This window comes from Burkholderia sp. PvR073 (assembly GCF_054055695.1).
In genome coordinates, this window is the sequence record NZ_JBSRXO010000001.1 from 1,397,355 (window position 1) to 1,409,831 (window position 12,477).

Consider the following 12,477-nt stretch of genomic DNA (forward strand, 5'->3'; position numbering starts at 1 on the left):
CGTATCAAGAACGTCGTTCGCACCGCGGGCGGTCGCGGCGTGGCGGTCTGCCGCACGTGCGTCAATATGGCGCGTCGCATCATCGGAACGACTGCGTGCATGCGGGATCGCGGTGCGCTTGCCGTCGGCAGCCGCTGCGTGAATTGCGTACACTCTGAGTCTCGTTTCGGCAGGCCGGACGCATCGGTTCCGGTCCGCGTTCACTAGGGCACGAAGATGATCGATTTACGCAGCGATACCGTGACACGTCCGAGCCAGGCGATGCTGGCCGCGATGACTGCCGCCGAAGTGGGCGATGACGTATGGGGCGACGACCCGACCGTGCTGCGCCTGCAGGCGGTCACGGCCGAGCGGGCCGGCAAGGAAGCCGGCCTGTTCTTCCCGAGCGGCACGCAGAGCAACCTTGCCGCGCTGATGGCCCATTGCGAACGCGGCGACGAATACATCGTCGGCCAGCTCGCGCACACCTACAAGTACGAAGGCGGCGGCGCGGCCGTGCTCGGCAGCATCCAGCCGCAGCCGATCGAGAACGCACCGGACGGCACGCTGCCGCTCGCGAAGATCGCCGCGGCGATCAAGCCGCTCGACAATCACTTCGCCCGCACGCGCTTGCTCGCGCTCGAAAACACGATCGGCGGCCTCGTGTTGCCGGAAGGCTATGTCCAGGAAGCCGTCGCGTTCGCGCGCAGCCGCGGGCTGGCCGCGCACCTCGACGGTGCGCGAGTGTGCAATGCCGCCGTCGCATCGGGTCGTCCGATCGCGGAACTGTGCGCGCCGTTCGATACCGTGTCGATCTGCTTCTCGAAAGGGCTCGGCGCGCCGGTCGGTTCGGTGCTGGTCGGCAATCGCGCGCTGATCGAGCGCGCGCAGCGCTGGCGCAAGGTGCTCGGTGGCGGGATGCGGCAGTCGGGCATCCTCGCGGCGGCCTGCCTGTATGCGCTCGAGCACAACGTCGAACGGCTGGCCGACGATCACGCGAACGCCGCGTATCTCGCGGCCGGTCTCGCGCGCATCGAGCCGGTGAAGGTGCTGTCGCACGCGACGAACATGGTGTTCGCGCAATTTCCCGAAGCCGATTGCGCGCCGCTCGAGGCGTGGCTCAAGGCGCGCGGGATCCTCACGCAGATGCTGTATGCGTCACGCTTCGTCACGCACCGCGACGTGTCGCGCGCGGATATCGACACCTTCATCGACACGGTTGGCGCGTATTTCGCGCAGCGTCGCGCGTAAAGCGGAATGCGCCGGCCGGCGGGGAGCGCCGGCGCGATGTGGCGCGAAGCAGGGGGGAGGGTGACGCTGCGACCCGTCTGTCGAATGCGTCGTGCCGGCGGATTATGCGTGCCGGGGCGCATCGACGGGCGGCGTGCCGTCGCGGAATAGCGCTTTCAACTGCGTGCGCAGTTCGGCGCTGTCGGTGTGCTGGTGCACCGAGACCGCATGTTGGACGGCGGCCTCCAGCAGTTCGTTGTCGGAGTCGGCGGAAATCGCGACCGAGCAGTTCATCGCGCTGGGAAAGTCGCGGCAATCGATATAGCGGCGGGACATGATGTTCTCCTCACGGGAAAGCGAGCGGCCGGATTGGCCTGATCGGCCGCGCGGCGCGTTCGCGAGGCCGATGGAAAAAGTATAGGCGGCGCGGCGGGGTTCCTCGCCGCCGTGTGTCCCGCACCACGGCCCGCGCCGATGCTGTCGATGACCCGCTCGTCACGGCAGCGGCGCGAGCAACCGGCGCGCCGCTTCGACCACCCGTGCGGACAGCGACGCCATCGTCGGCGACTGCACCGTCCATGCGTGCCAGTACAGCGTGACGTCGGTCGGATGCACGGGCGCGAGATCGACGAGCCCCTGTGCGTCGAGCGGTGCGCCGCCGATCAGCGGCTCCGGCACCATCGCGTAGCCGAGCCCGTGCCGCACCGCCGCGAAATGCGCGTGCGTGCCCGGCACGTAATGGCACGGATACGCGCCTTCGGGCAGCCCGAACTTCTCCTTCAGGAACGTGGACTGCAGCGTGTCGCGGCGCGAATACGCGACGACCGGCGCATCGCGCGCGCTCGTGCGGTTCAGGCCGCGCGGAAACCAGCGCCCCGCGAACGCGGCGGCCGCGAGCAGCCGGTAGCGCATCGTGCCGAGCGGCGTCGCGACGCAGCCGCGCATCGGCTTCGGCTCGGTCGTCACGCAGCCGACGGCCATCCCGCTTTCGAGCAGCGCGAACGTGTGGTCCTGGTCCTCGACGATCAGCTCGAACAGGATGCGCTCACCCGCGAGCACCGAAGTCAGTGCGGGGAGGAACCAGGTGCCGAGGCTGTCGGAGTTCAGCGCGATCGTGACGGAGATCGGCGATTCGCGCTCGGCCGCGAGCGTGCTTTGCAGGTCGGCCTGCAGCAGCGCGACGCGGCGCAGGTGCTGCAGCACGCGCTGCCCGGCCACCGTCGGCCGGCACGGCCGCGTGCGCAGCACGAGCGGCGTGCCGAGGCTCGCCTCCAGCGCGCGGACCCGCTGCGTGACGGCGGACGCGGTCACGTGCAGGCGCACGGCGGCCTGCTCGAAGCTGCCGGTGTCGGCGACGGCCAGCAGCGCGGCGGCTTGCTTCGGATCGATCGTCAGAGACATGTATCGGATGGATCGAGCCAAGTTGTAATGTAGTAGTTTGCCTCAGCATCAGCGGGTGGGATATAGCAGCGGTTCCCTCAGAACAACAACAGCAAAATTTTTGTCTTCGACTTCGACGCCGTATGACCCGCCATCCCGCGCGGCAGGAATGGCAGCCCGAGTTGATGCGTGTGTCCTGCGTGACTCTTTAGCGCCCGCCCGTTGATTATTTCCTGGCGAACATCTTGATATCATCGGGATAAGTTCCATCAGTTAAAATTTCCAGCCTCCATCCTCTCCCGTTGGCGGTGGCGTTTTCCCATGATTCAAAAAACGATTTCGGATCTTTGACTTTATATTCTCCTATATTGGGGTCAAAGAAATGAATATTTGAGTCGCTGTCGCGATAAATCGAGATGCTATGTCGTCCTGCCAAGTCGAAATTTTTATTAATATCAAGAATGCTGAAATTGATGTTGAAACCCGTTCCGGGAGGAAGCTGGGCGCATGCTAGTTCCAATGCGGTATGCGCCTGAATCTGTTTCTCGTCGGGCCCGCCGTGCTTTACTTCTATAATCCCGATTTTCGGCTTCAGGAAATCGGCCCCTGCAAGTCCCGTGAGTTTGATGCTGTCAAAATACTCATGCGTGGAAGTGTCGTTTCGGCTACTTTCGATCTCCGCGCGAGCCATTTCCAATTGAATTCCCCCGTTTATAACGTGGATGTTGGCGTCAGAATTCGGTGGAGATGCATTCCCGGTTTGGCTCGGTACACCGTGATGATGCGGCGCCCATGATTGCAATTTATCGCTAAGGCCATGACCGGCCTGCAGCTTGCTCGCAAGCCAGCCCAACGCGAGTGACTCACACGTACCCTCTTTAAGGGATTCCAACTCTTTTTCATCAATTGACAAGCCAATTTTCGAAAAATTGGAACGTGACAATGCGGAGATGGATTTTCTTTGCTGAAACTTAAACGTTTTGTCTCCAAATTCTTTAAGCGAGGAAAACATTTTTCGAGGGCGCGTGCCAGTCCGGTCGGTCTCGCGGCCCTGTGTGATGTTCTCCAATTCAGACAGCATCCCTGACGAACCGACCCTTTTGGAGCGAACGTTTGGTTTCTGGGCTTCCGGCCTCGGCTGAGAAAATTCTGCTATGGGTGCCGATGCTTCGCCGTTGCTAATGACCTTCGACATGGATGTCCCTTAGACGGTTTTGGCCGCAGCCTCGGTTGCCCTTGGCGGCGGTATTTTGCTGTCGATTGCGGGAGGGTTGGATGATATGGATTTCACGGCAGATGCTGATTGGGAGAATGAATTCGAAATTAGCGAACTGCCACCGACCGTGAACGGCGAAATACGAAAAAACGCGATGAGGCGCGAAGCGGGACTTCCCATTTGAAGTGGAAGACATGGGATGAAGGCAAGCGAGTTCACCGAAGCGCAGACAGCGTTCGCGCTCAAGCAAGCGGAGCCGGGCGCAAAGGTCGAAGTGGTGTGCCGCACGCTTGGCATCAGCAAAGCGGCGTTCCACAACCGGAAGACGGCTCTTCGGACCTGCGTCGGATGCGGCAACTCGAGGAAGAGAACGCGAAGCTCGGCGACTGATGGTGGGCCTTAGCCTCGACAAGACCATATGCGGGACGTGCCGTCAAAAAAGCTCCGAAGCCTTCCCGCGAGCGCATGCTGGTTGACGAGTTACGTGACCGCCATTGCGCGAGCCCGACCAAGGCTTGCGCGCTGTTTCCCACGTCGATATATCGATGGCATTCCTGTGAACGTAAGACGAGAGGTCGTAGTGTGAGGCAGCATGCGCCGCCGGCCCGGCCAATCATCCTGCCGTCCACCGGTGCCGCGCGCATTTTGACCTACCCTATAGAAACGCGGCGCCCGTCTGGTGCCGGGCCGGCTTGCCGCGTGCTGACGATCGTGCGCCGCGCGGATGCCGCGGCGCGGGCGTTGTGACGATTCCCATTTGACGGAGGACGAACATGTCGATTCGACTAGGCGAGGACGCGCCCGATTTCACCGCGGAGACCACCGAGGGCACGATCCGTTTTCATGAGTGGATCGGCGATCACTGGGCGATCCTGTTTTCCCATCCTAAGGATTTCACGCCGGTATGCACGACCGAACTCGGCTACATGGCCAGGCTCAAGCCGGAATTCGACAAGCGCGACACGAAGATCATCGGGCTGTCGATCGATCCCGTCAGCGACCACCGGAAGTGGGTGGCGGACATCGCGGAAACGCAGGGCCATGCGGTCAACTATCCGCTGATCGGCGACGACGAACTGAAGGTCGCGAAGCTGTACGACATGATCCATCCGAGCGCGAGCGGTGGCCCGCGCACCGCGGTCGACAATGCGACCGTGCGCTCGGTGTTCGTCATCGGGCCGGACAAGAAGGTCAAGGCAATGCTCGTCTATCCGATGAGCGCCGGCCGCAACTTCGACGAGGTCCTGCGCCTGCTCGACGCGCTGCAGCTCAACGCGCGACATACGGTGGCGACGCCGGTCAACTGGAAGCCGGGCGACGATGTCATCATTCCGACCTCGGTGTCGGACGATGCGGCGAAGCAAAAATATCCGCAGGGCTTTCGGACGCTGAAGCCGTACCTGCGGTTCGTGCCGCAGCCGCACTGACGGCTCGGCACGCATGCAACGGGGCGACCCGCACGCCCGCGCGCCGGCGACGCGCGGTGCGCGGGCCGAACAACAATAGGCATGACTACGCGACGGAGCGACTTCGCAATGATCTTCCGGCAACTTTTCGACCCGCAATCGTCGACCTACACCTATCTGCTCGCCGATCCCGCGTCGCGCGAAGCGCTGCTGATCGATCCCGTGTTCGAGCAGGTGCGCCGCGATGCCGCGCTGCTCGACGAGCTCGGGCTGCGGCTCGTCGCGACCGTCGACACCCACGTGCACGCCGATCACGTGACGGGCGCATGGCTGTTGAAGCAGCGCACCGGCAGCACGATCGCGATTTCGGCCGCGAGCGGTGCGCAAGGCGCCGACCGCTACCTGAACGACGGCGACCGCTGCGCATTCGGCACGCGCTACTTGACCGTGCGCGCGACGCCGGGCCATACGAGCGGCTGCATCAGCCTCGTGCTCGACGACGAAACGATGGCGTTCACCGGCGACTGCCTGCTGATTCGCGGCACCGGCCGCACCGACTTCCAGCAAGGCGACCCGCGCGCGTTGTATCGCGCGGTGCACGGCCGGCTCTTCACGCTGCCGGCCGCATGCCTGCTGTATCCCGCGCACGACTATCGCGGGCTGACGGTGACGAGCGTCGGCGAGGAGCGGCGCTTCAATCCACGCCTCGGCGGCGATCTCAGCGAAGACGATTTCGCCGGCTACATGCGCAACCTCGGGCTCGCCCACCCGCGCCAGATCGACGTCGCGGTGCCCGCGAACCTGCAGTGCGGCGTCGCCGCCAACGCGCCCGACGCGCTGGCGGCGGCCGACTGGGCGCCGCTCGTCTACACGTTCGCCGGTTTCTGGGAAATCGATCCGCAGTGGCTCGAGGATCACCTGCCGGCGGTGCAGGTCGTCGACGTGCGCGAGCCCGACGAATTCACCGGCCCGCTCGGCCACCTGCCCGGCGCGACCCCGATCCCGCTCGGCGAACTGGCCGCGCGCACCGGCGAACTCACGCGCGACCGGCCGATCGTGACCGTGTGCCGCGCCGGCGGCCGCTCCGCGCAGGCGACCGTGATTCTGCTGAAGGCCGGGTTCGACGCTGTCGCGAACCTCGGCGGCGGGATGCTGCGCTGGCGGGGCGAAGGCCGCGTCGTGATGGACGGCCGGTCGTAGCGGCGCGAAGCCGCGCAACGAAAAAAATGTTCGGGTCGATGTCGAATCGGCGTGGCGCCGTTCGTCGTCCAGTTATCCGATCCCGTGGCGCCGCATGACGCGGCGCCGACATCCTGAGAGACCCTGCGATGACACCGACGCTTTACGCCCATCCCTTTTCGTCCTACTGCCAGAAGGTGCTGACCGCGCTGTACGAGAACGGCACGCCGTTCGACTATCGCGTGCTCGCGCACGACGATCCGAAGCCGATGCAGGAACTGGCTGCGCTGTGGCCGCTGAAGCGGTTCCCGGTGCTCGTGGACGCGGGCCGCACCGTGATCGAGGCAACGATCATCATCGAGTACCTCGACCTCTACCATCCGGGCCCCGTGCGGCTGGTGCCCGACGACCGGCGCGCGGCGCTGGAAGTGCGGACGATGGATCGTTTCTTCGACAACTATGTATCGACGCCGCAGCAGAAGGTCGTGTACGACGCGCTGCGGCCGGAGCACGAGCGCGATGCACGGGGTGTCGCCGATGCGCGCGCGATGCTCGAAACGTCGTACGCGTGGCTGGATCGCACGATGGCCGATCGCGAATGGGCGGCCGGCGACCGCTTCAGCCTCGCCGACTGCGGCGCGGCGCCGTTCCTGTTCTACGCGGACTGGACGCACCGGATCGATCCGTCGTTCGCGAACGTGATCGCGTATCGCAAGCGGCTGCTGGCGCGGCCATCGTTCGCGCGTGCGGTCGACGAAGCGCGGCCGTACCGCCCGTTCTTCCCGCTCGGCGCACCCGGCCGCGACTGACGTTCGCGGCGGCGATCGCTGCGGCGGAGGTGACGCGGGCGGCGGCATGCGCACGACGCGATGCCACCGCGCAGGGCCGGCAGCGCGTGCCCGGACGTCGTGACGACAGCAGCGGATGCATCGCGGCGCCGTCCCGTTACATCGTCGTATGCTTGACCGACTGCGCGAGCGTCAGCAGTTCGTCGAACTGCGTGATCAGCTCGAAGCACAGCAGGAACGCGAGCGTATAGGCCGGCGCGGGGAAGCGCCGGATCGCCTCCAGCACCTGCGGCGCGAAGCGCGCTCGAATCGCGTCGCGCGTCAGCAGCCACGCGATCGCGATGCCGATCGCCGCGCCGGCGATCAGGTCGGTCGGGTAGTGAAAGCCGAGATACGCACGCGGCACGCAGATGAACACGACCGCATACAGCAGCGCGAGCACGCCGACGCGGCGCGCGATGATGAAGATCCCGGTCGCGATCGCCATCCACAACATCGCGTGGTCGCTCGGAAACGAGCTCCATGCCTGCAGCGTGGTCGCGCGCAGTTCCTCTGACGGGAAGTGCAGGTGCAGGTCGGGGTTGTAGATCGGTCGCACGCGGAACGGCAGGGTTTTCGCGAGCAATCGGCCGAACGCGAGCGCGACGAGCCCGCTCGTGACGGTCGCGATGACCAGCTCGCGTTGCCGTTCGCGTTGGGGGCCCGGCTGGAACCATAGCCAGCACAGCACGGGGATGAGCACGAAGCCCTTGAACGTATAGAGGCCGGCGATCACGCGGATCGCGTGGTTCATCAGCGGTCCGAACGTAATGTGGGTGAGGAAGGTCTGGATCGTGGTGTCGAAATTGTTCATGTTCTGCGGCCCCGGCGGACGCACGACACATGACGGGCGGCCGGCAGGATCAGGAAGCGCGCTCGCACCGGAGCGCAACGGGGGGCAAGTATGTCATCGGTAATTTCGAAGAAAATGGGAAAAAATACCGGGAATCCCCTGAGAAAACGCGAATTCCGGGTGGGGCCGGATTGGAGCGGGCCGTGCGGCGCGGTGATGCAGAATCATCTGACGGTTGCGCGCGGATCCCTGGGGGCTTGCGAAAAATAATCGGTTGAACTGGACAATTCGGTGAGCTGTCGCGGACCTTGCACGGGATGACCGAAAGCGTTCCGCCTCCATCGCGGATCTACCGCCCGGTGCCCGGCCGCGCAGCACCGAAAGAAAATAAAAGAAAAGACGGGCAAGCCCTGCGGCGTGCCCGTCCCCCATTCACGACACCGGGATTACCGGCGCCACATGCGCACGGCCAGCGCAGCCAGCGACGTCGCCACGGCCAGCACGATCACCGCATTCCAGCCCAGTTGCGCGAGCAACGAACTGCCGAGCGCGGCACCGGTCGCCATCCCGATGAACATGCCGACGAACAGCACCGCGTTGAGACGGCTGCGCGACGCCGGGTCGATTCGGTAGACGATTGACTGGTGCGCGATCAGCGTGGCCTGCACGCCGAGATCGAAGCCGATCGTCGCGGCGGCGAGCAGCGCCAGTTGCGCATGCGGCGTCAGCAGCGGCGCGGCGGCCATCGCGGCGAACGACACGGTCGCGATCCCGATGCCGAGCCGCGTGACACGCTCGGGACCGTGGTGATCGGCCAGGCGTCCGGCCACGGGCGCAGCCAGCGCGCCGGCGGCGCCCGCGAGGCCGAATGCGCCGGCGGCTGCGCTGCCGAGATGGAACGGCGCGCCGTGCAGCATCACCGCGAGCGTCGACCAGAACGCGCTGAACCCGACGGCCAGCAGCCCTTGCGCGAGCGCGGCGCGACGCAGCGCGGGATGACGGCGCCACAGTTCGCCGAGCGACCCGATCAGCGCGCGGTACGACAGCTGCGTGGTGGGTTCGAAGCGCGGCAGCCCGCGTGCGGCCACGATGCCGATGGCGGCGACGCTGGCGGCCGCGAGCGCGAACATCGCGCGCCAGCCGGCCGTTTCCGCCACGAAGCCGGCGACGACGCGCGACAGCAGGATGCCGAGCAGCAGCCCCGTCATCACCGTGCCGACGATGCGGCCGCGATGCGCGTCGTGCGCGAGCGTCGCGGCGGCCGGCACGACGTCCTGCGCCATCGTCGCGGTCAGGCCGATCGCGAAGCTCGCGGCCAGCAGCAGCCCGAGCGACGGCGCGACCGCCGCGAGCAGCAGTGCGACGACCAGCGCGGCGGCTTTCGTGACGATCACGCGGCGCCGATCGAAGCGGTCGCCGAGCGGCGCGAGCAGCAGGATGCCGAGCGCATAGCCGAGCTGCGTGAGCGTCGGCACGAAGCCGATCGCGCGTGCCGACGCGCCGAGATCGGGCCCCAGCGCGGCGAGCATCGGCTGCGCATAGTAGAGCGGCGCGACGCCGAGGCCGGCGGCCGCGGCCAGCAGCAGCACGAGCCGGCGATCGAGCGTCGAGGAGGCGGCCGCGGGGGCCGATGCATGCGCCGCGCGGGGCACGGCGTCGAGACGGGTCGGAGTGGACATCGCGTACATCCTTGTTCGGGTATCGGATGGACGCGAGTGTGCCGGCCGGAGGCCGGCCACGGTAGTGCCGTCCGGCGCAGATTTGTTATACGCTTGACGAATGACCGACAAAATCCCCGATTTGCCCGCCACAGGTGGGTCTGCGCGCATTCAGGTCGTGCCCGTCGACGGTGCCGGCTATCGTTTCGAGCTGATGGAAACCTTCGTGCGCATAGTCGAGGCCGGCAGCCTGTCGGCCGCCGCCGCGCAACTCCACACGACGCAGCCGACCATCAGCCGGCGGCTGCAGGCGCTCGAACGCTCGCTCGGGATGCGGCTGCTGCAGCGGACGACCCATGCGATGCGGCTGACCGTCGACGGCGAGCGCTGCTTCACGCGCGCGAAGGAGCTGCTGACGAGCTGGGCGGCGTTCGAGGCCGACCTGCGCGGCGCGCAGGAGGAGCCCGACGGCCTGCTGCGGGTCGCGGTCCCGCATGCGTTCGGACAGGAGCGCTTCGTCGAGCCGCTCGCGCGGTTCCTGCGTGACTACCCGCGTGTCTCGGTGGAATGGCTGCTGCAGGACGAGGTGCGCGATTTTGTCGGCAGCGGGATCGACTGCGCGATCCAGGTCGGCGAGCCGACCGATCCGTCCGTCGTCGCGATCCGGCTGAGCAAGGTGCCGCGCTTCGTGGTGGCCGCGCCGTCCGTGCTGAACGGCGCCGACGTGCCCGCCGATCCCGACGCGCTCGCCGCGTTGCCGTGGCTCGCGCTGCGCACGTATTACCGGACCGAGCTGACGCTGACGCACACCGTCACGGGCGACACGCGCCGCATCGCGATGCGCCCGCGCATCACGACCGCGAACCTCTACGCGCTGCGCAGCGCGGCGCTGCTCGGTGTCGGCGCGTGCGTCGGTTCCTCCTGGATGCTCGCGGACCATCTCGCGCGCGGCGAGCTCGTGCATCTCGCGCCCGACTGGTACGCCGCGCCGTTGCCGGTCTACATGACCTACCCGCACGCGCAGTTCTATCCGTCGCGGCTCGTGCGCTTCGTCGCGATGATGCGCGAGGCCGTGCCGCTGCTCGTCGAAGGGCGCGACGGGTAGACGCCGTCGCGCGTGCCGTCAGCCGCGCCGGATGCCTTCGGGCAGCGCGCTGATGCGGCGCACTTCGGGCGAGTCGAGCCATGCGCGGGACGTCGCGCAGTCGACGAACATGTCGGTCGCATCCTCGCCCCAGAACAGGTCGCCGTCGAGTTCGAAGGTCGGCACGCCGAACACGCCGTGCGCGATCGCTTGATCGGTGTTCGCGCGCAGGGCGTCCTTCACCGGTTGCGCGTCGACGGCCGTCACGCCTTCGGGAAAGCCGACCGCCTCGCACAGCGCGGCGAAGCCCTCGGGCGTCGACACGTCCTGGCCGTCGCGCCAGATGTGCCGGAAGATCCGCCGGATCGCATCGGGCGAATTGCCCATCGCGATCGCGAGACGCAGCGGCCGGATCGGGTTGAACGGATGCGCGGGCGGCATCCGGAACGGAATGCCGAGCTTGTCCGCGCGGTATTGCGCGTGGCGATAGGTGAAGATGCGCTTCGCCGCGATCTCGGCCGGCGCTTTCTGGCCCCAGTACGCGAGCAGCGCGCCGAGCACGATCGGCTTCGGCTCGTATGCGGCGGCAGGCGGCAGTTGGTCGAACCGTTCCTGCTGCAGGTACGCGAACGGCGAAACGAAATCGAAATACCAGGTGGCGGTGCGCGCGGCGTTCATGGTGAGGGCCCTTGTACGTGTCCGGACGGCAGTTGCGTGCATCGCGCCGATGGCCGACGCGGTGCATGGGTGGGCGGCCAGTGTCGCATGCGGCCGCCGTTTGCGCAGTCGCGGCGGTGCACACGCGTGGCCCGCTACAGCCGCGGCTACGGCTACGGCTGCGCGGTGTCGTGCGCCGCCGCCGCCGCGAACCGCGCGAGACTGTCGCGCACGGTTTGCGCGTCGTAGCGCGCGCCTGCGCCGCCGAGCGCGACGGTCGCCTTCTGCGCGAGCGGCAACAACATCGCGAGCGCCCCGGCCATGGCCGGCGCGGCGGCAAGCCGCGATTTCGGACCGGACACCGTCAGCGCGCCGACGCAATCGCCGGCCGCGCCGAATACCGGCACGGATGCCGACGCCGTCTCCGGGTCGCGCTCGCCGTACGACGCGGCCCACAACTGTTCGCGCACGTCGTTCCACTGTGCATCGTGCGGGTCGGTGAACGCGAGCAGCACTTTCCCGGACGCCCCCTGGCGAACCGGAAACTCCTCGCCGACCCGGATCGACACACGCACCGTGCGCGCCGGTTCGACGCGGTAGAGCACCGAGCGCATGTCGCCATGCCGCACGTAGAACGATGCCGTTTCACCGAGTTCGCGGCTCAGCGTCTCGAGCAACGGTTCGACGACCGGACCGACCCGGAACGAGCGTTGATACAGCGCGGCCAGCCGCAACGGCTCGTGTCCGACCGCGTACTGGCCGTCGTCGAGCTTGCGCACGAAGCCGCCGTGCTCGAGCGCGGCGAGCAGGCGCAGGATCGTGCTCTTGTACAGCCCGGTGCGGCGCGACAGTTCCGCGAGCGACAGCCGGTCGTCGGTGGGTCCGAACGCGTGGAGGATCGCGAACGCGCGATCGAGGACGGCGACGCCGCTGGAGGCTTCGGCCGACGCATCAGGCGCGTCGCCGGTGGGGTCTGCGGGAGTCGAGGTCGGGGGCACGGCTTGCTGTTCCTTTGGGTGACGATCGATCGACTATAGCGTTCTGTCTGACAGAACTCAAGTTCCAAAA

The 12,477-nt window shown here is 66.8% G+C and carries 13 protein-coding genes; 6 read left to right on the top strand and 7 right to left on the bottom strand.

Translation table 11 applies throughout. The features are described 5' to 3' along the window. Positions 1 to 216: 216 nt before the first annotated feature. Positions 217 to 1,230: a low-specificity L-threonine aldolase gene (ltaE, locus tag ACVK00_RS06205; RefSeq protein WP_284893493.1), complete on the top strand. Its 1,014-nt coding sequence runs from the start codon at positions 217 to 219 to the stop codon at positions 1,228 to 1,230. Between the two features lie 102 nt (positions 1,231 to 1,332). Here ltaE and ACVK00_RS06210 read toward each other — a convergent pair whose 3' ends face one another. The 3 genes from ACVK00_RS06210 to ACVK00_RS06220 form a co-directional block, all read right to left on the bottom strand. Beyond that, positions 1,333 to 1,545: a DUF1059 domain-containing protein gene (locus ACVK00_RS06210; RefSeq protein ID WP_228908560.1), complete on the bottom strand. Its 213-nt coding sequence runs from the start codon at positions 1,543 to 1,545 to the stop codon at positions 1,333 to 1,335. 159 nt (positions 1,546 to 1,704) lie between these two features. Next, positions 1,705 to 2,610: an HTH-type transcriptional regulator ArgP gene (locus ACVK00_RS06215; protein WP_228908559.1), complete on the bottom strand. Its 906-nt coding sequence runs from the start codon at positions 2,608 to 2,610 to the stop codon at positions 1,705 to 1,707. A gap of 205 nt (positions 2,611 to 2,815) precedes the next feature. Next, positions 2,816 to 3,784: a YopT-type cysteine protease domain-containing protein gene (locus ACVK00_RS06220; RefSeq protein WP_284893499.1), complete on the bottom strand. Its 969-nt coding sequence runs from the start codon at positions 3,782 to 3,784 to the stop codon at positions 2,816 to 2,818. Positions 3,785 to 4,004: 220 nt separating this feature from the next. Between ACVK00_RS06220 and ACVK00_RS06225 the strand changes: the two genes are divergently transcribed. The 4 genes from ACVK00_RS06225 to ACVK00_RS06240 all read left to right on the top strand — a co-directional run bounded on the left by ACVK00_RS06225 (position 4,005) and on the right by ACVK00_RS06240 (position 7,199). Next, positions 4,005 to 4,208: a transposase gene (locus ACVK00_RS06225; RefSeq protein ID WP_435521265.1), complete on the top strand. Its 204-nt coding sequence runs from the start codon at positions 4,005 to 4,007 to the stop codon at positions 4,206 to 4,208. A gap of 370 nt (positions 4,209 to 4,578) precedes the next feature. Next, the gene (locus ACVK00_RS06230; RefSeq protein ID WP_228908557.1) at positions 4,579 to 5,232 is read left to right on the top strand and encodes a peroxiredoxin; all 654 of its coding nucleotides are present in this window, start codon (positions 4,579 to 4,581) and stop codon (positions 5,230 to 5,232) included. A 108-nt stretch (positions 5,233 to 5,340) separates the two neighbouring features. Continuing rightward, a complete protein-coding gene (locus tag ACVK00_RS06235) occupies positions 5,341 to 6,411 on the top strand; it encodes an MBL fold metallo-hydrolase (protein WP_284893504.1) in 1,071 nt (356 codons plus the stop codon). A gap of 128 nt (positions 6,412 to 6,539) precedes the next feature. After that, positions 6,540 to 7,199 (top strand): glutathione S-transferase family protein, encoded by a 660-nt coding sequence (locus tag ACVK00_RS06240; protein WP_284893508.1) that lies wholly within the window; start codon positions 6,540 to 6,542, stop codon positions 7,197 to 7,199. A gap of 136 nt (positions 7,200 to 7,335) precedes the next feature. Here ACVK00_RS06240 and ACVK00_RS06245 read toward each other — a convergent pair whose 3' ends face one another. Both ACVK00_RS06245 and ACVK00_RS06250 read right to left on the bottom strand, forming a co-directional pair. After that, positions 7,336 to 8,031: a phosphatase PAP2 family protein gene (locus ACVK00_RS06245; protein ID WP_284893511.1), complete on the bottom strand. Its 696-nt coding sequence runs from the start codon at positions 8,029 to 8,031 to the stop codon at positions 7,336 to 7,338. A gap of 425 nt (positions 8,032 to 8,456) precedes the next feature. Continuing rightward, entirely contained in the window at positions 8,457 to 9,689 is a 1,233-nt protein-coding gene (locus ACVK00_RS06250) for an MFS transporter (protein WP_228908553.1), read from the bottom strand. A 100-nt stretch (positions 9,690 to 9,789) separates the two neighbouring features. Here ACVK00_RS06250 and ACVK00_RS06255 point away from each other — a divergent pair, with 100 nt between their 5' ends. After that, complete coding sequence (locus ACVK00_RS06255) at positions 9,790 to 10,773, top strand: LysR family transcriptional regulator (protein WP_284893514.1); 984 nt, start codon at positions 9,790 to 9,792, stop codon at positions 10,771 to 10,773. An 18-nt stretch (positions 10,774 to 10,791) separates the two neighbouring features. On the opposite strand, the gene ACVK00_RS06260 is transcribed toward ACVK00_RS06255, so the two are convergent. Beyond that, positions 10,792 to 11,430, bottom strand: a complete 639-nt coding sequence (locus ACVK00_RS06260; protein ID WP_284893517.1) for a 2-hydroxychromene-2-carboxylate isomerase — start codon at positions 11,428 to 11,430, stop codon at positions 10,792 to 10,794. Positions 11,431 to 11,582: 152 nt separating this feature from the next. Next, positions 11,583 to 12,407 carry an IclR family transcriptional regulator gene (locus ACVK00_RS06265; protein ID WP_284893520.1) on the bottom strand — a complete coding sequence of 275 codons (825 nt, stop codon included), beginning with the start codon at positions 12,405 to 12,407 and terminating at the stop codon, positions 11,583 to 11,585. Positions 12,408 to 12,477 lie beyond the last annotated feature (70 nt).